General features: G+C 69.2%; 19 protein-coding genes. 13 read left to right on the top strand and 6 right to left on the bottom strand.

All coding sequences use genetic code 11. The features are described 5' to 3' along the window. The first annotated feature begins 23 nt into the window (after window positions 1-23). The 7 genes from rfbC to LHP98_RS09565 all read left to right on the top strand — a co-directional run bounded on the left by rfbC (window position 24) and on the right by LHP98_RS09565 (window position 6697). Entirely contained in the window at window positions 24-596 is a 573-nt protein-coding gene (gene rfbC, locus LHP98_RS09595) for a dTDP-4-dehydrorhamnose 3,5-epimerase (protein WP_227252313.1), read from the top strand. After that, entirely contained in the window at window positions 593-1633 is a 1041-nt protein-coding gene (rfbB, locus tag LHP98_RS09590) for a dTDP-glucose 4,6-dehydratase (RefSeq protein ID WP_227252312.1), read from the top strand. The genes rfbC and rfbB overlap by 4 nt, the downstream gene beginning before the upstream one ends. A 138-nt stretch (window positions 1634-1771) precedes the next feature. Then, window positions 1772-2626, top strand: a complete 855-nt coding sequence (gene rfbD, locus LHP98_RS09585) for a dTDP-4-dehydrorhamnose reductase (RefSeq protein ID WP_227252311.1) — start codon at window positions 1772-1774, stop codon at window positions 2624-2626. Continuing rightward, window positions 2623-3498 (top strand): glucose-1-phosphate thymidylyltransferase RfbA, encoded by an 876-nt coding sequence (gene rfbA, locus LHP98_RS09580; protein WP_227252310.1) that lies wholly within the window; start codon window positions 2623-2625, stop codon window positions 3496-3498. The genes rfbD and rfbA overlap by 4 nt, the downstream gene beginning before the upstream one ends. Window positions 3499-3533: 35 nt before the next feature. Further along, window positions 3534-4811, top strand: a complete 1278-nt coding sequence (locus tag LHP98_RS09575; RefSeq protein ID WP_227252309.1) for a rhamnan synthesis F family protein — start codon at window positions 3534-3536, stop codon at window positions 4809-4811. A 16-nt stretch (window positions 4812-4827) separates the two neighbouring features. After that, window positions 4828-5730 carry a hypothetical protein gene (locus LHP98_RS09570; protein ID WP_227252308.1) on the top strand — a complete coding sequence of 301 codons (903 nt, stop codon included), beginning with the start codon at window positions 4828-4830 and terminating at the stop codon, window positions 5728-5730. Between the two features lie 4 nt (window positions 5731-5734). Beyond that, the gene (locus LHP98_RS09565) at window positions 5735-6697 is read left to right on the top strand and encodes a glycosyltransferase (protein ID WP_227252307.1); all 963 of its coding nucleotides are present in this window, start codon (window positions 5735-5737) and stop codon (window positions 6695-6697) included. An 8-nt stretch (window positions 6698-6705) separates the two neighbouring features. On the opposite strand, the gene LHP98_RS09560 is transcribed toward LHP98_RS09565, so the two are convergent. After that, window positions 6706-7524, bottom strand: a complete 819-nt coding sequence (locus tag LHP98_RS09560) for an ABC transporter permease (RefSeq protein WP_227252306.1) — start codon at window positions 7522-7524, stop codon at window positions 6706-6708. 275 nt (window positions 7525-7799) lie between these two features. Between LHP98_RS09560 and LHP98_RS09555 the strand changes: the two genes are divergently transcribed. From LHP98_RS09555 to galE, 3 genes are all read left to right on the top strand, one after another. Continuing rightward, the gene (locus LHP98_RS09555; protein WP_227252305.1) at window positions 7800-8987 is read left to right on the top strand and encodes a capsule biosynthesis protein; all 1188 of its coding nucleotides are present in this window, start codon (window positions 7800-7802) and stop codon (window positions 8985-8987) included. Between the two features lie 15 nt (window positions 8988-9002). Continuing rightward, complete coding sequence (locus tag LHP98_RS09550; protein ID WP_227252304.1) at window positions 9003-9659, top strand: ABC transporter ATP-binding protein; 657 nt, start codon at window positions 9003-9005, stop codon at window positions 9657-9659. 67 nt (window positions 9660-9726) lie between these two features. Further along, on the top strand, window positions 9727-10713 hold the full coding sequence (gene galE / locus LHP98_RS09545; RefSeq protein ID WP_227252303.1) for a UDP-glucose 4-epimerase GalE: 987 nt from the start codon (window positions 9727-9729) through the stop codon (window positions 10711-10713). Here galE and LHP98_RS09540 read toward each other — a convergent pair. Next, window positions 10710-11831 carry a hypothetical protein gene (locus LHP98_RS09540; RefSeq protein ID WP_227252302.1) on the bottom strand — a complete coding sequence of 374 codons (1122 nt, stop codon included), beginning with the start codon at window positions 11829-11831 and terminating at the stop codon, window positions 10710-10712. The genes galE and LHP98_RS09540 overlap by 4 nt on opposite strands. A gap of 128 nt (window positions 11832-11959) precedes the next feature. Between LHP98_RS09540 and LHP98_RS09535 the strand changes: the two genes are divergently transcribed. After that, complete coding sequence (locus LHP98_RS09535; protein WP_227252301.1) at window positions 11960-12700, top strand: SDR family oxidoreductase; 741 nt, start codon at window positions 11960-11962, stop codon at window positions 12698-12700. Window positions 12701-12795: 95 nt separating this feature from the next. Here the strand turns inward: LHP98_RS09535 and glpK are convergent, their stop codons facing one another. Next, window positions 12796-14280: a glycerol kinase GlpK gene (gene glpK, locus LHP98_RS09530; protein ID WP_227252300.1), complete on the bottom strand. Its 1485-nt coding sequence runs from the start codon at window positions 14278-14280 to the stop codon at window positions 12796-12798. A 25-nt stretch (window positions 14281-14305) separates the two neighbouring features. Continuing rightward, window positions 14306-15868: a glycerol-3-phosphate dehydrogenase gene (gene glpD / locus LHP98_RS09525; RefSeq protein ID WP_227252299.1), complete on the bottom strand. Its 1563-nt coding sequence runs from the start codon at window positions 15866-15868 to the stop codon at window positions 14306-14308. A 124-nt stretch (window positions 15869-15992) separates the two neighbouring features. On the opposite strand from glpD, the gene LHP98_RS09520 reads away from it, so the two are divergent. Beyond that, the gene (locus LHP98_RS09520) at window positions 15993-16760 is read left to right on the top strand and encodes a DeoR/GlpR family DNA-binding transcription regulator (RefSeq protein ID WP_227252298.1); all 768 of its coding nucleotides are present in this window, start codon (window positions 15993-15995) and stop codon (window positions 16758-16760) included. Between the two features lie 127 nt (window positions 16761-16887). On the opposite strand, the gene LHP98_RS09515 is transcribed toward LHP98_RS09520, so the two are convergent. Beyond that, entirely contained in the window at window positions 16888-17268 is a 381-nt protein-coding gene (locus LHP98_RS09515; RefSeq protein ID WP_227252297.1) for a winged helix-turn-helix domain-containing protein, read from the bottom strand. 142 nt (window positions 17269-17410) lie between these two features. On the opposite strand from LHP98_RS09515, the gene selD reads away from it, so the two are divergent. Beyond that, window positions 17411-18478 carry a selenide, water dikinase SelD gene (selD, locus tag LHP98_RS09510; protein ID WP_227252296.1) on the top strand — a complete coding sequence of 356 codons (1068 nt, stop codon included), beginning with the start codon at window positions 17411-17413 and terminating at the stop codon, window positions 18476-18478. Between the two features lie 51 nt (window positions 18479-18529). Here selD and LHP98_RS09505 read toward each other — a convergent pair whose 3' ends face one another. Next, window positions 18530-18688, bottom strand: coding sequence for a hypothetical protein (locus LHP98_RS09505; protein WP_227252295.1), 159 nt, complete (start codon window positions 18686-18688; stop codon window positions 18530-18532). Between the last annotated feature and the right edge of the window lie 111 nt (window positions 18689-18799).

The raw sequence follows: 18799 nt of genomic DNA, 5'->3' as shown, positions 1-18799 counted from the left end.
GCTTCGGCCGGATCGGAGGCGACGTGAGCGACTTTGTGACCGAAACCGCCTTGCCCGGCGTGCTGATCCTGACCCCGCGGCGGTTCGGCGATGCGCGCGGCTGGTTTGCCGAGACCTTCAGCGCGGCCCGGATGGCCGAGGCGGGTTTGGACCATCTGACCTGGGTGCAGGACAACCACAGTTTCAGCGCCGCAAGGGGCACCCTGCGCGGGCTGCATTACCAGGCCCCGCCGCATGCCCAGGACAAATTGGTCCGTTGCTCGCGCGGCGCGATCCGCGACGTGGCAGTGGATTTCCGCGCCGGCTCTCCCAGCTTTGCGAAATGGGTGGCGGTGGACCTGACGGCCGAGAACGGCCGCCAACTCCTAGTGCCGCGCGGCTTCCTGCACGGCTTTGTCACCCTGACCGAGGACACCGAGGTGCAGTACAAGTGCACCGATGTCTACGCCCCCGATTGCGATGGCGCGGTGCGCTGGGATGACCCGGAAATCGGCATCGACTGGGGGCTTGAGGCGCCCGTTCTGTCGGCCAAGGATGCCGCAGCCCCGCTGCTGGCCGCGGCGCCGCGGCCGTTCCGGTGGGAGGGCGCGGAATGAAGCTGCTGGTCACCGGCGGCATGGGCTTCATCGGCAGCGCCGTGGTCCGGCTGGCCGTCGCCCGCGGGCATGAGGTGGTGAACCTTGACGCCCTGACCTACGCCGCCTGCGAGGCGAACGTCGCACCGGTGGCGCAATCGAACCTGCACAGCTTCGAGCAGGCCGACATCCGTGACCGCGCCGCGCTGGACCGCATCTTTGCCACCCATCGCCCCGATGCGGTGATGCACCTGGCCGCCGAAAGCCACGTCGACCGCAGCATCGACGGCCCGGCGGACTTTGTCGAAACCAACATCACCGGCACGTTCAACCTGCTGGAAGCCGCCCGAGCGCATTGGACACGGGCCGGGAAGCCGGAGGGGTTCCGCTTCCACCACATCTCGACCGATGAGGTGTTCGGCTCGCTTGGCCCGACCGGCCGGTTCACCGAAACCACGCCCTATGACCCGCGCAGCCCCTATTCGGCGTCCAAGGCGGCCAGCGACCATCTGGTCCGCGCCTGGCATGAGACCTACGGCCTGCCGGTGGTGCTGACCAACTGTTCCAACAACTACGGGCCGTACCATTTCCCCGAAAAGCTGATTCCGGTCGCGATCCTGAACGCGCTGCACGGCCGGCCGATCCCGGTCTATGGCAGGGGAGAGAACGTGCGCGACTGGCTGTATGTCGAAGACCACGCCGACGCGCTGCTTCTGGTGGTGCAGAAGGGGGCTGTCGGCCGCAGCTACAACATCGGCGGCGAGAACGAGCGGCGCAACATCGACCTTGTCCGCACCATCTGCGCGCTGCTGGACGAGATGCGGCCCAAGCCGGGCAGCCATGCCGACCAGATCACCTTTGTCGCCGACCGCCCCGGCCATGATGCGCGCTATGCCATCGACCCCAGTCGCATCCGCGAGGAACTGGGCTGGCGGCCCAGCGTGACGGTCGAGGAAGGCCTGCGCCGCACCGTCCGCTGGTATCTGGACAACGAGGCCTGGTGGCGCCCGCTGTTGGATCGGCAGGGCGTGGGGCAACGCCTGGGCACGCGGGCGTGATTGGCGCCGGCAGAACTGGGGCCTGCGGAGAAGAAGAGAGAATTTTTCGCGAACACGGCAAGAAAGCCTTAACGGTGTTCGTGCAGAGATCGAGGCATTGAAGGGGGACAGGGTCCCCGGGCGGCAGGAGGTCGCGGAATGAAGCTTCTGGTCATCGGTCGAACCGGTCAGGTCGCGCGGGAACTGGCGCGCGCGCTGCCGCAAGGCACGACGGCCAGCTTCCTGGGCCGGCAAGAGCTGGACCTGTCGCGCCCCGATCAGGCCGCCGCCGCGGTGGCCGCAACGGACGCCGATGCGGTGATCAACGCCGCCGCCTGGACCGCGGTCGACCGGGCCGAGGCCGAGGAAGACGCGGCGCGGGCCGTGAACGCCGATGCCCCCGCCGCGATGGCCGAGGCCGCAGCGCGCAAGGGTCTGCCCTTCCTGCATGTCTCGACCGACTATGTGTTCGACGGCACCGGCACGCAGCCCTTCCGCCCCGATGACCCGACCGGCCCCTTGGGCGCCTATGGCCGCACCAAGCTGGCGGGTGAGCAGGGCGTGCGCGCCGCCGGCGGGCCGCATCTGATTCTGCGCACCAGCTGGGTCGTCTCGGCCCATGGCGCGAACTTCGTGAAGACCATGCTGCGCCTGGGCCGCGAACGCCCCGTGCTGCGGGTGGTGGCCGACCAGGTGGGCGGCCCGACCCCCGCCGCCGACATTGCCGCCGCCCTGCTGGCCGCCGCGCAGGCCATGGCGCAGGGCACCCCCGGCGGCACGCATCATTTCGCCGGCAGCCCCGATGTCAGCTGGGCCGATTTCGCCCGTGCCATCCTTGCCGCCGCCGGCCTTCCCGCGCAGGTGGAAGACATCACCACCGCCGATTACCCCACGCCGGCCCGCCGCCCGGCCAATTCGCGGCTGGATTGCACGGCCTTCACCGCTGCCTTCGGGGTGCCGCGCCCCGACTGGCGACCGGGCCTGCACAGCATTCTCAAGGAGCTTGACGCATGACGATTGCGCGAAAGGGCATCATCCTGGCCGGAGGGTCCGGCACAAGGCTCTGGCCCATCACCCTGGGCCTGTCCAAGCAGCTGCTGCCGGTCTACGACAAGCCGATGATCTACTATCCGCTCAGCGTGCTGATGCTGGCCGGCATCCGCGAGATCGCGATCATCACCACCCCCGACGACCAGCCGCAGTTCCAGCGCCTTCTGGGTGACGGCAGTGCCTTCGGCCTGCGGTTCACCTGGATCGTGCAGCCCAGTCCCGACGGCCTGGCTCAGGCCTACATCCTGGCCGAGGATTTCCTCGCTGGGGCCCCCAGCGCCATGGTTCTGGGCGACAACATCTTTTTCGGCCACGGCCTGCCCGACTATCTGGCGGCGGCGGATGCACGCATCGACGGCGGCACCGTCTTTGGCTACCGCGTGGCCGATCCCGAACGCTATGGCGTGGTGGATTTCGATGCGCAGGGCCATGTCCGCGCCATCATCGAGAAACCGGCGAAACCGCCGTCGAACTATGCCGTGACCGGGCTTTACTTCCTTGACGGCCGCGCGCCGGCGCTGGCGCGGCAGGTCCGCCCCTCGGCCCGGGGCGAGCTGGAGATTGCCGACCTTCTGGAGATCTACCGTGCCGAGGGCAGCCTCGGCGTGGAACTGCTCGGCCGCGGTTTTGCCTGGCTGGACACCGGAACCCACGGCAGCCTGCTGGATGCCGGCAATTTCGTGCGCACGCTGGAGGAACGCCAGGGCCTGCAGGTGGGCTGCCCCGACGAGATTGCCTATCGGATGGGCTGGATCGACCGCGACATGCTGCGCGTTCGCGCGAAGGCCTACGCCAAGAACGACTACGGAAAATACCTGGCCGACATCGCCGGCTGACCGCCCTTCACACCGCAGACCAAGGACGCTGACCCATGCTCAAGCTTGTGGGCTATCTGCACACGCTTGCCCTTTACCCGGCAGCCCGGGTGATCGTGGCCGCGCAATCCGCGCAGACCTGGGCGAAAACCCTGGGTAAACAGCCCAAGGTGCATCATGAGGCCGCCTATGACGGCCGCCCGATCCTGCTGCTGGCGCTGTATGAAAAGGGCAGGCTGCGGCCCGACGTGATCCGCCTGCTGCGCGCCGCCCGGGCCGAGGGGCTGTATGTCCTGGCGGTGAACACGCTGCGGCTGAAGGACCCGGGCGCCAGCCGCGACCTGATCGACTGCTATATCGAGCGGCCGAACTTCGGCCGCGACTTCGGCAGCTACAAGACCGGCTTTCTGCATGTGTTAGACCGTGGCTGGCAGCAGACCTGCCCGCGCCTGCTGATGATCAACGACAGCATCTTCTTCTCGGCCGAGCGGATGCCCGCCTTCCTGCGCGACATGATGGCGTCGGATGTGGAAGTGCTGGGCAGCACCGAGAATTTCGAGATCGAGTATCACCTGGGCTCGTTCTGCATCGCGATGGCGCAGCCGATCCTGCAACACCCGCAGTTCCAAGCCTTCTGGCGCGGCTACCGGCTGACCGACGTGCGCCCGCTGGTGATCAAGCGCGGCGAAATGGGCCTGTCGAAGGTGCTGAAGCGCTGTGCCTCGAGTCCGCAGGCCTTTGCCGCGCTTTACGGCGCGCGCCGCTACCTCATGGCGCTGAACGAGGATGATGCGCTGATCGACATCGCGATCACCCGCGCCCGCACCTCGGACCTGACCAACTGGAAACGGGTCCGCCCGGAAAGCATTCGCGTTGCGCTGCAAGAGCGGTTCTTCGCGCCGGTGAACACGCTGTCCAGGCAGGTCGAGAAGCACGACATCCAGCTGGATGCGACGCTGGAAGACCTGAACCGACGCGCCTTCGTAAAGGATCGGGAAACCTTGCTGGCCTATCTTCGCAAGAACCTGGACGACAGCACGCAAGCGGACGAGGGGATTTTGATGGAAGCGATCCGGTCCGAACTGGGGCACGCCTTCATCGAGGGCAGCCAGATCCACCAGAACGCCGCGATTCTGCTGCATATGGGCATGCCGTTGGTCAAGCTTGATGGGCTGTATCGCGGCATGTTCAACCTGTTCGACATCCGCAATATCACCGCCCCGCTGCAACCCGGCGAGCAAGAGGAACTGACCGCGCTGCTGGTCGAACGGCCCTACGGCAACGACACGTTGATCGGCTGGCGCAAGGCCGCCTTCAACCGCGGCCTGATCTAGGCGGAGGGGGCAGAACATGATTGCCATGGCGCAACCCGGGTTCCACGGCCTTCCGACCGTTTTCGACCCCGCTTCCGATCGCAGGCCGGACGCGGGCGTCGACCGGGAGCCGCACCGCAGCACGGCGGGCCAGACCCACGGCCGGTGTGCGCGGCTGGTCGATCTGCCTGGCCATGCCAGGCGCGATCCGCTGGTGGTCTATCTCCAACTCGGCAGTGCCGCCGGCAGCCGCCTCTTCGAGGTGCTGCACCAGGCGCTTGGCCCCGGCATCTGGCATGCCGAGAGTCTGCAAGGCGATCCCGCCGCGCTGGCCCGGCAGGTGCAGCACAGCGGCTGGATCTCGGGCCATCTGGCCCCGTACAAGCTGCTTTGTCTGCTTGGCGGCGCCACCCGGCGGCCGCTTCGCCTGTTCACCCTGGTGCGCCGGCCGGTGGACCATGTCGCTGCGATCTGCGCCTGGCTTCTCGACCAGCACCGCCAGGGGCCGGCCGTGCTTCAGGCGCTGAACCCGCAGATCCGCGGCGCGGCCGAGGCGCTGGCCGGCGCGGACTGCACCGATCCGGCCGGGATGATCCGCACGCTTGACCGCCATTCCGGCGTTTTCCTGAACGCCCAGGCCCGGGCCCTGTTTCCGGCCGGCGCCGAGGCGATGACCGCGGCCGAGATGCGCCGTGGCCTGGAAAGCCATGAGAGCATCCGCCTTCACGACGAGATCGGGCTGCTTGCGATCGAGATGACCGGCCACCCCGGCTTGACGGTCCCGCGCGAGGTGACCCTTCCCTGCCGCTTTGAAAGGGCGGTGCTCCGCGCGCCTGAAGTGCTGGCATTCCTTGCGCGCGCCAATGCCGCCGACGCCCGCCTGGTGGCGGTGGTGCGCGAACGCGCCGCCCGTGCGGCGGCCCGTGTCACGGAGGGCTGAGCCGATGCATGTCGCTCTCGATCTGTTCGAAGACCTCGCCCTTCCGAAGGCCAGCGTCCTTCTGGCCGTGCGCAACGGCGCGCGGCACTTGCCGCAACAGTTGGCAAGCGTCTACGCGCAACAGGGGGTCTCGGTGCGCGTCTACGCCTCGGACGACGGCTCGACCGATGGGTCGCGGACCTGGCTTCAGGCCCATACGGCCCTGCGGGGCGCGGCGCTGCGGCTGACGGAAGGCCCGCGCCAGGGGGCGGCGGCGGCCTTCCTGGCGCTGCTGTCGCAGGCACCCCTGGCGGCCGAGATCACCGCGCTGTGCGACCAGGACGACGTCTGGCTGCCGCGCAAGCTGCGCCGCGCCCAGGCCGCGCTGGCCAATCTGCCGGCAGGTCAACCCGGCGTGGTGGTCGGCGCCCGTTTGTTCACCGACGCCGACCTGCGGCCGCAGGGGCGCGATGCGGCGTGGCGTCGCCACCCGGGCTTTGCCAACGCTCTGGTCGAGAACATCCTGCCAGGCAATGCCATGGTGATGAACGCCGCCGCCCTGGCCATCGTCCGCGCCAGCCTGCCGGCCGCCCAGGCCGCCCAGGTGCCGCTGCATGACTGGTGGATCTACCTGGTCCTCTCGGGCGCCGGCGCAACCTTCATCCGCGACCCCGAACCGATGGTGCTGTATCGCCAGCACGACGGCAACCAGATCGGCCGCAACGACGGGCCGCTCGCCCGCGCTGCCGGGATGGTCCGGGCGTTGGGCGGGCGCTACCGCGACCGGGTCGACGCCAACCTTCGGGGCCTGCGCGCCTGCCAGCACCTGCTGACGCCGAAGAACCGCCGTCTCTTGCAGGATTTCCTGGCGCTGCGACGCAGCCCGCTGCGGCATCGCCTGACGCAGATGGCGCGCCTGGGCCTGTACCGCCAGGGCCGGCTGTCGCAGGCCGCGCTGCACCTGGGCCTGGCGCTGGGAAAGGCATGACCATGCGCCTAGTGTTCCAGCAGCAGCCACTTGGCATGCCAGCTGAGCAGCCGCAGCCCGAACAGCAGCAGCGCCATCGACACGCCGCAGACATACAGCGCCGAGGTGTAGCTGTCGGGATAGTCGGGGAAGAACCCCGAGCGCATGATCCCGGTGACATGCACCAGCGGGTTCCACCACAGCGCCGCCTGCAGCGCTTCGGGCATGCGTTCGAACAGCACCAGCCCGCCCGAGACCAGGAACAGCGGTCGCGAGATCAGCGACCAGATCACATGCCAGGCATGGAAGCGCAGGAAGAGGTAGGCGTTCAGCGTGCCCACCGCCAAGGCGAAGAAGGCCGCCAGCGCCAGCGCCTCGGCGATGCGGCCGATGTCCATCACGGCGCGGGTCTCGAACAACAGCAGCACGCCGGTGATGACGATGAAGAAGACCAGGATCTCGGCCAGAAGGTTGACCAGAAACCGCGCCAGGATCGCGTCGACAAAGGTGACGACGGGATAGCTGAGCAGCGGTTTCGAGAACACCAACGCCCCGCTGACCCGGTTGGCGACCGTGGTGAACAGGGTGAAGGGCAGCATGGCCGTGGCGTAGAACAGCTCGAAGCTGGTTCCGATCGGCGGGGCCGCGAAGAAGAACGAAAAGGCGAAGGTCAGGATGGCGATGCCGGCCACGGGTTCCAGGATCGCCCAGAGAAACCCGCCGGGCGAACGCCCGTAGGACGTGGCCATCTCGCGCAGCATCAGCGCGCCGACCGCCCGGAAGCTGAACAGCGGTCGCCGCGGGGGCGGCGGGGAATTCCCGCTTGGGTGGATCGGTTGCGCACACATGCGGGCGCGAGGGTCCTTTCAGGGTCTGCGGTTTCCTTAGCATCCGCCGCGGGTTGCGCCAAGCGTGGCGTGCCGTGCGGGCGCGGCCGCACAACCTGCGGTCTGGCTGTGGCCGCGGGCAACCCCTTCCGTCAAGGCATGAGGACGATGTGAGCGCAGAACGCCCGCTTTCCCCCGCACAGGCCACGCCGGTCGGTCACAGGCCCCCGGCGGCGCAACCCCCGGCCCCAACACTCACGCCTCCCGGTCCGCCGGCGCCAGCCAGGCCAACCGTCGTGGCTCCGGCTTCGGCTGCCGCTCCGGCGCTGTCCGGCCGGGCCGAGGCGACCGTCCTGCGCATCCTTCCCCCGGCAAGGCCCGGACGGTTTCGCCTGCGCCACCACCTTGTGGCGCTGTCCTTCGTCCTGGGCGTGGCGCTGCCTGCCGCGATCAGCGCCTGGTATCTCTGGACGCGGGCGGCGGATCAGTATGCCTCGACTGTGGCTTTCTCGGTGCACCAGGAACAGACCGAGTCCGCCTTGTCGCTGCTGCGCGGCTTTGCCTCGATCTCGGGCAGCGGCTCGGCCGACACCGACATCCTGTATGAATACATCTTCAGCCAGCCGCTGGTGGCCGAAATCGACACCGAAGTCGGCCTGCGCGCCCTGTGGTCCAAGGCCGAGGGCGACCCGGTCTTCGCCTTCGACCCAGAGGGCACGATCGAGGATCTGGTCAGCTATTGGGAAGACATGGTGACGGTCTACTACAATGCCAGCACGCGGCTGATCGAGATCCGGGTGCTGGCCTTCGATGCCGAGGATGCCAGGCGCATCTCGACGGCGGTGTTTGCAAGATCGAACGCGATGATCAACCGGCTGAACGACATCGCCGCTGCCGACATGATCCGCTACACGCAGGAAGAACTCGCCGAGGCAGAGGCCGAGTTGCGCGCCGCCCGCCAGGCGGTGACCGATTTCCGCAACCGCCACCAGCTGGTCGATCCGGCGGCCGATCTGGCTGCGCAAAGCGGCATCCTGGCCGGGTTGCAGCAGGAACTGGCCGCGGCACGGGTCGAACTGGACCTCTTGCGCGACCGTGGCGCCAAGGCAGACCCGCGCATCGGCCCGATGGAACAGCGCATCCAGGTGATCGAAACACGCATCGCCGCCGAGCGGCAGAAGCTGGGCCTGGGCAACGATGGCGAGGGCGAGGTGATGGCCGACGTGGTGGCCGAGTATGAGCGCCTTCAGGTCGATCGCGGCTTTGCCGAAACCGCCTATGCCGCGGCGCGCGCCGCACATGAGGCCGCGCAGACCGAGGCGCGGCGGCAAAGCCGCTACCTGGCGCCGCACATCGCGCCGACGCTGGCCGAAAGTGCCCGCTTCCCAGAGCGCGGCAAGATCATGGCCGTGGTGGCGGTGTTCCTGTTCATGCTCTGGGGCATCGCCGTCATGCTGTACTATTCGCTGCGCGACCGTCGCTAGGCCCGGGGGACCAAGGTGATCGAACTGGTCAACCTGTCCAAGACCTACCGGATGAGCGGGGTCACCAAGACGGTGCTGCACCGCACCTCGATGCGGCTGCCGCGCGGGCGCACCATCGGGCTGGTCGGCCGCAACGGGGCGGGCAAGTCCACGCTGCTGCGCATGATCGCCGGCACCCAGGCGGCCTCGTCCGGAGAAATCCGGCTGCACGGGTCGGTGTCCTGGCCGGTCGGCTTTGCCGGCTCGTTCCACCCCGACCTCAGCGGCGCGCAGAACGCCCGCTTCGTGGCCCGCATCTACGGCGTCGACAGCGACGAGCTGATCGCCTTCGCCGAGGATTTCGCCGAACTGGGCGCGCATTTCCGGCTGCCGGTGCGCACCTACTCGTCCGGGATGGTGGCGCGCCTGGCCTTTGCGCTGTCGATGGGCATCGCCTTCGATTGCTACCTGGTCGATGAAGTGACAGCGGTGGGCGATGCTGGTTTCCGGACCAAGTCCGATCGGATGTTCCGCGCCCGGATGCAGGGGGCGGGGGGGATCGTCGTCAATCATTCGGATGCGATGATCCGCGACCTCTGCGACGGCGTGCTCTTGCTGGAAGACGGCCACCTGACCTGGTTCGAGGATGTGGCCGAGGGGCTGCGCCAGCATCAGCGCAACATGGCCCGCTGATCGGCCGGGTTCGACAAGCCCGCCCGCTTGCGTTACCCCTTGGTCCGAACGGCCCAAGGGGGAATAGATGGCGGATCGGGTGCTGGTCACCGGTGGCGCGGGCTACATCGGTGCGCATGCCTGCAAGGCGCTGGCGCGGGCGGGCTTCGTGCCGGTGGTCTTCGACAACCTGTCCACCGGCTGGGCCGAGGCGGTGAAATGGGGGCCGCTGGTCAAGGCCGACCTGCTGGACCGCGCCGCCGTCGACGCGGCCCTGGCCGAGCATCGGCCCGTCGCCGTGATGCACTTCGCCGCGCTGTCGCTGGTGGGCGTGTCGATGCAGGACCCCGGGCTTTACTGGCGCACCAATGTCAGCGGGGCGCTGAACCTGGTCGAGGCCTGCGTTGCGGCGGGGGTAAAGAATATCGTCTTTTCATCGACTTGCGCCACTTATGGCGACCAGGACGGGGTGCTGCTGACCGAAGATGCCGCGCAGAAGCCGATCAACGCCTATGGCGGCTCGAAGCTGGCGATCGAGGGCATCCTGCGCGACTTTGGCGCGGCCCATGGCCTGGCCCATGTGATCTTTCGCTATTTCAACGTCGCCGGGGCCGACCCCGAGGGCGAGGTGGGCGAACAGCACCGGCCCGAGACGCATCTCATTCCGCTGATGCTGGACGCGGTGGCGGGCCGGCGCCCGGCGCTGACGGTCTTCGGCACCGACTACGCCACGCCCGATGGCACCTGCGTGCGCGACTATGTGCATGTCGCCGACCTGGCCGAGGCGCATGTTCTGGGCCTGCGCCGGCTGCTGCAGGGGCGGGGCGACGGGGTGTTCTGCCTTGGCTCGGGTCGCGGGTTTTCTGTGCGCGAGGTGATCGAGGCCAGCCGGGCGGTGACCAACCGCGAGGTGCCGGTGGTGATCGGCGCCCGCCGGGCGGGGGATGCGGCAAGCCTGGTCTGCGCCAGCACCCGCGCCGTCAGCGTGCTGGGGTGGCAGCCGCAGCGATCGGACTTGCGGCAGATGATCGGCGATGCCTGGGCCTGGGCTCAGAAGCCGGGCTTTGCGGGCTAAAGATCCCAGTCCAGCGCGGGCTTCTTCGGCTCGGCCGGCCCGTCCGCAAGCCCCAGCCAGCCGCCGCGGATGGGCAGCCTGCGTTCCACCCCCCAGTCGCCGGTGACGGTGAGGGTGTCGCCTTCCAGCATCACGCCGGCCACGGCCTGCCCGCCGGGCCAGCGGATCGCGCCCAGGATGTGGCGCACTTCGACGGTGCCGAAGGGGTCCAGCACCAGCAGAGGCGGCTGGCCGGCGGCGGTCAGCGGGTCGGGGGTTTCGCGCGACGACAGGCCCAGAACGGGCAGAGCCGCGCCTTCCTCGATGCCGAGGCAACCGCGATGCCGGCCGTTCCAGGGCGCATAGTCGCGGCCGCCGTTGGACTGCCAGAGCATTGTCATCGGCAGCCGGCGGGCGTTGCGCAAGGACAGGAACAGGTCGCCCTCGGCGGGCCGGACCACGGCGGTCCAGCCCAGGCGCGCGGCGGGGTCTTCGACGGCCGAGATGAAATCGTCATGCGCCTCGGCCCAGGGGTAGCGGTGCAGGTTCACCGTGCTGCCGTCGGCGGCGGGGAATTCGGTCGGGTCTTCCTGCCGGCGCGGGTAGGCGAGGAACGACCGGCCGCGGGCGGGGTCGGGTTCCAGCGGTTCGCGCAGGGTTTCAAACCAGCGCTTGCGAGAGAACGACAGCTTCGCGCCGTTCGGCACGGAGACCATGGCGTGGTTGCAGACCGGCAGGGTGCCGCTGCCGCCGACGAACAGGTGGCGCTGGTACAGGAACGGGTGGTCGTCGGTGACCGACAGCTCCTTGATCAGGGTGGCGCCCTGGATGTCTTGGTCGAGCATTGCCCGCAGGGTGCCGGGGGCCGAGGGGGTGACGGCCCAGGTGCCGTTCGCCGCCGGGCCGTGCAGGCCGGCGGGCAAACCATCGGGGCCGGGTCCCATGGGCGCGGCCAGGAAATCGCCCTTCAGCCAGCGCTGGTGCGGCGGGGCGTCGGGGGGGACTTCGGTCTCGGCCCAGGGGGCGGCGTGCAGGGGGGCGATCTCGGCGCCCTCGTCGGTGACGGTCAGGCGGGTCAGGGTGCCGCCGCGCGGATCGAAGTCGAAGGCGATGCCGCGGGCGGTGACGGTCTGGGGCATGGTGGACTCCTCTGGCAGAGGCAGAGGCTAGTCCTCTGCAGCCCCCGGCTGCAAGGGCGCAGAGGAACTGGCAGGGCACTTCGGCTCCGGCTAGGTTGGCCGCAGGGAATTCCGTTTGGGAGGCAAGGATGACGGGGCGGCTGCAAGGCAAGGTGGCGGTGGTGACGGCGGCGGGGCAGGGCATCGGGCGGGCCTCGGCTATGGCCATGCACCGCGAGGGGGCGCGGGTGATCGCGACCGACATCAACGCAAGGACGCTAGAGGACCTGGCCGCGGCGGGGCTGGAGACGCGGCTGCTGAATGTGCGCGATCCGGTGGCGGTGGCCCGGATCGCGGCGGATTTGCCGGAGACGAACGTGCTGTTCAACTGCGCGGGGTTCGTGGCGAACGGGACGATCCTGGACTGCACCGAAGAGGACTGGGCGTTCTCGCTGGACCTGAACGTGACGGCGATGTTCCGGATGTGCCGGGCCTTCCTGCCGGGGATGGTGGCGTTGGGGGGCGGGTCGATCGTCAACATGGCGAGCGCGGTGGGGTCGATCATCGCGGCGCCGAACCGCTTCGTCTATGGCGTCACCAAGGCCGGCGTGATCGGGCTGACCAAGGCGGTGGCGGCGGACATGGTGACCAGGGGCATCCGCTGCAACGCGGTCTGTCCCGGCACGGTGGAAAGCCCGTCCCTGGACGAAAGGCTGCGGGCGACGGGGGACTATGAGGCGGCGAAAAAGGCCTTCATCGCCCGGCAGCCGATGGGGCGGATGGCCTCGGCGGACGAGATTGCGAACCTGGTGGTCTATCTGGCCTCGGACGAATCCAGCTTCACCACCGGCCATGCCCATGTGATCGACGGCGGCTGGTCGAATGTCTGAAACCGGGTGTCCCATGATGGGACAGGCTGCGGGCCTTGGAAATTCAAGGGCTTGGCAGGCCGTTTTAACGATTTGTTAGGAAACCGCCTGCGCCGTCAGACCGCCATGGTCGCCGCCACGGCGCGGCCCCAGCGGGCATAGCGGACGTCGCGGGTGGCGGCATCCATCGCGGGGGTGAACCGGCGTTCGAGCGCCCAGGTCTTCTGGAAGTCCTCGGGCGGCGGGCAGACCCCGGCCTGGAACCCGGCCAGGTAGGCGGCCCCCAGCGCGGTGGTCTCGGTCACCACGGGCCGATCGACCGGAGCACCCAGGATGTCGGCCAGAAACTGCATCGTCCAGTCCGAGGCGGTCATCCCGCCATCAACCCGCAAGACGCCGTCGGCGGCGGCGCCCCAGTCGGCCCGCATCGCCTGCAACAAATCGCGGGTCTGGAAGCCGACGCTTTCCAGCGCGGCGCGGGCCAGTTCGGCCGGGCCGGAGTTCCGCGTCAGCCCGAAGATCGCGCCGCGGCAATCGGGCCGCCAGTAGGGCGCACCCAGACCGGTGAAGGCGGGCACCAGGATCACGTCCTGCGTCGGATCGGCGGTGTCGGCCAACGGCTGGGTCTCCTTCGCCTCTCGGATGATCTTCAGCCCGTCGCGCAGCCATTGCACCACCGCGCCGGCGATGAAGATCGAGCCTTCCAGCGCATAGATGGTGCGGCCACCCAGCCGGTAGGCGATGGTGGTCAGCAGCCGGTTCTTCGACGGCACCCGGTCGGCGCCGGTGTTCAGCAGCGCAAAGCACCCGGTGCCGTAGGTGGATTTCATCATCCCGGGTGCAAAGCAGGCCTGGCCCACGGTGGCGGCCTGCTGGTCGCCGGCCACGCCCAGGATCGGGATCGGCCGGCCGAACAGGTCAGGCCGCGTTTCGCCGAACGGGGCGGCGCAGTCGCGGACTTCGGGCAAGAGCGACATTGGCACGTCCAGCAGCCGGCAAAGCTCGGCGTCCCAGTCGCCGGTGGCGATGTTGAACAGCATCGTGCGCGAGGCGTTGGTGGCGTCGGTGGCATGGACCTTGCCGCCGGTCAGCTGCCAGATCAACCAGGTATCGACGGTGCCGAAGGCCAGCTCGCCCCGCGCCGCACGGTCCCGCGCGCCGGGCACGTTGTCCAATAGCCACTTGACCTTGGTGCCCGAGAAATACGGGTCGAGCAGCAGGCCGGTGCGGTCGGTGACCATCGTCTCAAGGCCCTGATCGCGCAGCCGGGCGCAGGTGTCGGCGGTGCGCCGGTCCTGCCAGACGATGGCGCGGTGGATCGGCTGGCCGGTGGCGCGGTCCCAGATCAGCGTCGTCTCGCGCTGGTTGGTGATGCCGATGGCGGCGATGTCGGCGGCGCGCAGCCCGGCCTTCTCGATCGCCGCGCGGGCGGTGCCGGCAACGGTGGACCACAGGTCGGCGGGGGCATGCTCGACATGGCCCGAGGCGGGGAAGTGCTGGGCGAATTCCTCTTGCGCGACGGCCTTCACCCGCAGCGCGGCGTCAAAGACGATGGCGCGCGACGAGGTGGTGCCCTGGTCGATGGCCAGGATGTGGGTCATCAGTCCCTCCGTTCGGATGCGGCGGTCATTCGGCGGCCCGCGTTGCGGTTTCGGCCATGAAGGCGTCAAGGGCGGCGATTTGGTCGGGTGTCATCCGCAGCCCCAGCTTGGTGCGGCGCCAGACCACGTCTTCGGCGCTGCGGGCGAATTCGTGGGTCATCAGCCAGAGCACCTCGGCCTCGCTCAGGGTGGCGCCGAAATCGCGGCCCAGTTCGGCGGGGCTGCCGGACCGCCCCAGGATGGCGGCGGCCTCGGTGCCATAGGCGCGGACCAGTCGGGTGGCCCAGAATTCGGTCAGGAAGGAATGCTGCGCCATCAGCGCGCCGCGCAAGGACGGCACGCCGTCATGCGGAAAATCGCCGCCGGGCAGGGGCGCGCGGGCGGTCCAGGGGGCGGTCATCTGCGGCAAGGCGGGGGACAGGCGGTCAAGGGCGGCCTCGGCCAGCCGGCGGTAGGTGGTGATCTTGCCGCCGAAGATGTTCAGAAGCGGCGGGCCGTCGGCGTTCAGTGTCAGCACATAGTCGCGGGTGGCGGCGCTGGCCGACGCCGCGCCGTCGTCATAAAGCGGGCGCACGCCGGAATAGGTCCAGACCACATCGTCGGGGGTCACCGCCCGGGCGAAGTATTGCGAGACGAAGGCAAGGAGGTAGTCGCGTTCCTGGTCGGTGCAGCGGGCCTCGGACGGCAGGCCGGGGTGATCGACGTCGGTCGTGCCGATCAGGGTGAAGTCATGCTCATAGGGGATGGCAAAGACGATGCGGCCGTCACCGCCTTGAAAGAAATAGCAGCGGTCGTGGTCGTAAAGCCGGCGGGTGACGATGTGCGAGCCGCGCACCAGCCGGACACCTTCGGTGGACGTGATGCCGGCCAGCCGCAGCACCTCGCCCGCCCAGGGGCCGGCGGCGTTGACCAGGGCACGGGCGCGGTGGGTCTGCGGGCCTTGCGGGGTTTCGGTGGTGATCCGCCAGTGGTCGGCCTGGCGTTCGGCGCCTATGACGCGGGTGCGGGTCAGGATGCGGGCACCGCGCCGGGCGGCGTCGCGGGCGTTGAGCGAGACCAGCTTGGCATCCTCGACCCAGCAATCCGAGAATTCGTAGGCCTTCTGAAAGCGCGATTGCAGCGGCTTGCCGGCCGGGTCGAGGCCAAGGTCCAGCGTGCGGGTGGGCGGCAGGATCCTGCGGCCGCCAAGGTGGTCATAGGCGACCAGCGCGAGGCGGATCATCCAGTTCGGCCGGCGGCCGCGCATCCAGGGCATCACGCGCGACAGCAGGCGACCGGCGGGGGTGTTGCCTTCGAACCGCATGTCGGGGTGCAAGGGCAGCACAAAGCGCATCGGCCAGCTGATGTGGGGCATGGCAACCAGCAGGGTTTCGCGTTCCTCAAGCGCCTCGCGCACCAGGCGGAACTTGAAGTATTCCAGGTAGCGCAACCCGCCATGGAACAGCTTGGTCGAGGCCGAGGAGGTGCCCTGCGCCAGATCGCCCTGTTCGGCCAGGGTGACGGACAGCCCGCGCCCGGCCGCGTCGCGGGCGATGCCGCAGCCATTGATGCCGCCGCCGATGATGAAAAGATCGGCCGTCTGGGTCAAAGGCGCCTCCGGTCTTGGCGGCAGGGTGCGGGGTTTTCGCGGTTCGGTCAACTTGTTCTTTCGTTTTTGTGCGAATGCTGCAAGAACGAAGATCAAGGAACGGAATGCGCGCAAAGAGGATCGCATGGCGCTGAGCTTTCGTCAGACCGAGATCCTGGACATTGCCCGCGCCGAGGGGCGGGTCGTGGTCGAGGACCTGGCGCAGCGCTTCGAGGTGACGCTGCAGACGATCCGCCGCGATCTGGGCGATCTGGCGGGCCTGGGCCATCTGGACCGGGTGCATGGCGGGGCGGTGCCGCGGTCGGGCGTGGCGAACTTCGGCTATGACGCGCGGCGGCGGATGAATGCGGCCGGGAAGGCGGCCATCGGGCGGGCCTGCGCGGCGGCGATTGCGGACAATGCCTCGGTGATGATGACCCTGGGGACGACGGTCGAGGCGGTGGCGCGCGCGCTGGTGCGGCACCGCAACCTGACGGTGGTCACCAACAACGTGAACGTGGCCAACACGCTGGCGGCGAACCCGGGCTGCGAGATCGTGGTGGCGGGGGGCGTGCTGCGGCGGTCGGACGGCGGGCTGGTGGGCGAGCTGACGACGCAGGTCTTCGCGCAGTTCAAGGTGGATTTCGCGGTGATCGGCTGTTCGGCGCTGGACCGGGACGGCGACCTGCTGGACTATGACCTGGCCGAAGTGCGGGTGAGCCGGACGATCCTGCGGCAGGCGCGGCAGGTCTTCGTGGTCTGCGACCATGCCAAGCTGGCCCGGTCGGCGCCGGCGCGGGTGGCCTCGCTGGCCGAGGTGAAAACGCTTTTCACGGATTACCCGCTGCCGGACGACCTGGCCCGCCGCTGCGCAGACTGGGGCACCGCGGTGGAGGTGGCCGCGCCGGGCTGAGCGGGCTGCAGGGTCATGGGCCGGTTCCAGGCCCAGGCAGATGCCCGCCAGGTGCCGACCGGAAGGACATGAGCACAGCGGCCCTGCGAAGTGGCGCCAGTGGCCGCCCCGAAAGGCCGCCGGGCCGTCAGGTTCCGTCGGGACTGTCCCGCATCAGGGTCTTCAGGGCGGCCAGCGCCTCTGCCCCGGCAAGGGCCGCCTGCGATTCGAAGGCGCGGTACTGTGCCAGCACCTGCTGGCCGGTCTTGGTCAGCACCGCGCCGCCGCCACCGGGGCCGCCGCGCGTGCTGTCCACCAGCGGCGCCTGGAACATGGCGTTCAGCGTCTCGGTCAGCATCCAGGCGCGCTTGTAGCTCATCCCCATTTCACGTCCCGCCGCGGCGATCGAGCCGGTGCGCGCGATCCGCTCAAGCAGTTCGGCCTTGCCCGGCCCCATCATCCAGCTGTCGCCGAAATGGATGCGGATGCGCAGGCGGGCGGGCAGATCGGGCTGTTCGGCCGTGGACATGCCCGCAGGATTGCGGGAAGCGGGCCGCGGCTTCAAGTCCAAACGCGGGGCACCATCTTCCGTTTGTCCGGGGCGACGGGTAGAGGCTGGGGCAGAGCCGGGCCGCGGGCGCGATGCGCGGCCGGTCAAGACGGAGGATGCGATGACCGCAACGACCAAGGGCGCCGGCGCCGAGCCACGGCTGACCTCGCTGTCGCATGGCGGCGGCTGCGGCTGCAAGATCGCGCCGGGGGTGCTGTCGCAGATCCTGCGCGGCACCGGTGGGGGCGTGGTGCCCGAGGCGCTACTGGTGGGAATCGAGACCTCGGACGATGCCGCGGTCTATCGGCTGAACGAGACCCAGGCCATCGTCGCCACCACCGATTTCTTCATGCCCATCGTCGATGACCCGCACGACTTTGGCCGCATCGCCGCAACCAACGCGATCAGCGACGTCTATGCCATGGGCGGCACGCCGATCCTGGCGCTGGCCATCGTGGGGATGCCGGTCAGCGTGCTGTCCACGGCCACCATCGGCCGCATCCTGGAGGGCGGCGCCGCGGTCTGCCGGGCGGCGGGCATCCCGGTTGCAGGCGGCCACACCATCGATTCGGTCGAGCCGATCTATGGCCTGGTCGTGCTGGGCCTGGTGCATCCCGACCAGGTGCGCCGCAATGCGGCGGCGCAGCCTGGCGACGTGTTGGTTCTGGGCAAGCCGCTGGGCGTGGGGGTGATGTCGGCGGCGCTGAAGCAGGGCGCGCTGGGCGCCGCCGGCTATGCCACGATGATCGACAGCACGACGCGGCTGAACGCGGCGGGGCCGGATCTGGCCCGGCTGGACGGCGTGCAGGCAATGACCGATGTCACCGGCTTCGGGCTGGCCGGTCATGCGCTGGAGATGTCGCGCGGCGCCGGCCATGGCCTGCAACTGGACTGGGCGGCGGTGCCGCTTTTGCCGGGCGTGCGCGATCTGGCGGGGCAGGGCCACATCACCGGGGCCTCGGGGCGGAACTGGGCCAGCTACGGCGCCGAGGTGACCTTGCCCGCGGGCTTTGCCAGCATCGACCGCGCGCTGCTGACCGATCCGCAGACCAGCGGCGGACTGCTGGTGTCATGCCGGCCGGCGGCGGTGGGGGCGGTGCTGGAGACCTTCCGCCGCCACGGGTTTGACGCCGCGGCGGCGGTCGGCACGGTTACCGAAGGCCCGCCCGGTCTGGCCGTTTGCGGCTGACCGGCGGGGGCAGCGGGTACGGGCACGGGGGCGGGCACGGCATGTGCCGGGTCAGTCGCCCGCCGTGATCAGGCTGGCCGGAGTGGTGGAAAAGGTTCCGCGCGGGGCCAGCGAAACCACCAGCGCGCCGGCATAGACGGCAAGGAACAGCAGCAGCGCAGGGCCGGCAGCCAGGCCAGAGGTGCGCTTGCGCGTCAGGGTGTCGGTCATGGTGTCTCTCCCTTGATGCAGCTCTTCGGGGTCGATTGGGCCGATGCCGAGAGACTAGCATCGAAAGGCGGCACGAACCTCCCGTCTTTTCGGGGGTGGGCGGAAATTCTT

It is taken from the genome of Rhodobacter sp. Har01 (genome assembly GCF_020564565.1).
Classification (GTDB): domain Bacteria; phylum Pseudomonadota; class Alphaproteobacteria; order Rhodobacterales; family Rhodobacteraceae; genus Pseudogemmobacter.
Note: the sequence above shows the minus strand (reverse complement) of the source record. Positions and strands in the feature narration are given on the sequence as shown.

Excerpts from the sequence above, each read along its gene's own strand:
- galE (WP_227252303.1), top strand. The coding sequence starts at position 9,727 with ATGGCGGATCGGGTGCTGGTCACCGGTGGCGCGGGCTACATCGGTGCG.
- LHP98_RS09520 (WP_227252298.1), top strand. The coding sequence starts at position 15,993 with ATGGCGCTGAGCTTTCGTCAGACCGAGATCCTGGACATTGCCCGCGCC.
- LHP98_RS09535 (WP_227252301.1), top strand. The coding sequence starts at position 11,960 with ATGACGGGGCGGCTGCAAGGCAAGGTGGCGGTGGTGACGGCGGCGGGG.
- rfbD (WP_227252311.1), top strand. The coding sequence starts at position 1,772 with ATGAAGCTTCTGGTCATCGGTCGAACCGGTCAGGTCGCGCGGGAACTG.
- LHP98_RS09515 (WP_227252297.1), bottom strand. The coding sequence starts at position 17,268 with ATGTCCACGGCCGAACAGCCCGATCTGCCCGCCCGCCTGCGCATCCGC.
- rfbB (WP_227252312.1), top strand. The coding sequence starts at position 593 with ATGAAGCTGCTGGTCACCGGCGGCATGGGCTTCATCGGCAGCGCCGTG.
- rfbA (WP_227252310.1), top strand. The coding sequence starts at position 2,623 with ATGACGATTGCGCGAAAGGGCATCATCCTGGCCGGAGGGTCCGGCACA.
- LHP98_RS09570 (WP_227252308.1), top strand. The coding sequence starts at position 4,828 with ATGATTGCCATGGCGCAACCCGGGTTCCACGGCCTTCCGACCGTTTTC.
- LHP98_RS09505 (WP_227252295.1), bottom strand. The coding sequence starts at position 18,688 with ATGACCGACACCCTGACGCGCAAGCGCACCTCTGGCCTGGCTGCCGGC.
- selD (WP_227252296.1), top strand. The coding sequence starts at position 17,411 with ATGACCGCAACGACCAAGGGCGCCGGCGCCGAGCCACGGCTGACCTCG.
- LHP98_RS09575 (WP_227252309.1), top strand. The coding sequence starts at position 3,534 with ATGCTCAAGCTTGTGGGCTATCTGCACACGCTTGCCCTTTACCCGGCA.
- LHP98_RS09560 (WP_227252306.1), bottom strand. The coding sequence starts at position 7,524 with ATGTGTGCGCAACCGATCCACCCAAGCGGGAATTCCCCGCCGCCCCCG.
- LHP98_RS09540 (WP_227252302.1), bottom strand. The coding sequence starts at position 11,831 with ATGCCCCAGACCGTCACCGCCCGCGGCATCGCCTTCGACTTCGATCCG.
- LHP98_RS09565 (WP_227252307.1), top strand. The coding sequence starts at position 5,735 with ATGCATGTCGCTCTCGATCTGTTCGAAGACCTCGCCCTTCCGAAGGCC.
- glpK (WP_227252300.1), bottom strand. The coding sequence starts at position 14,280 with ATGACCCACATCCTGGCCATCGACCAGGGCACCACCTCGTCGCGCGCC.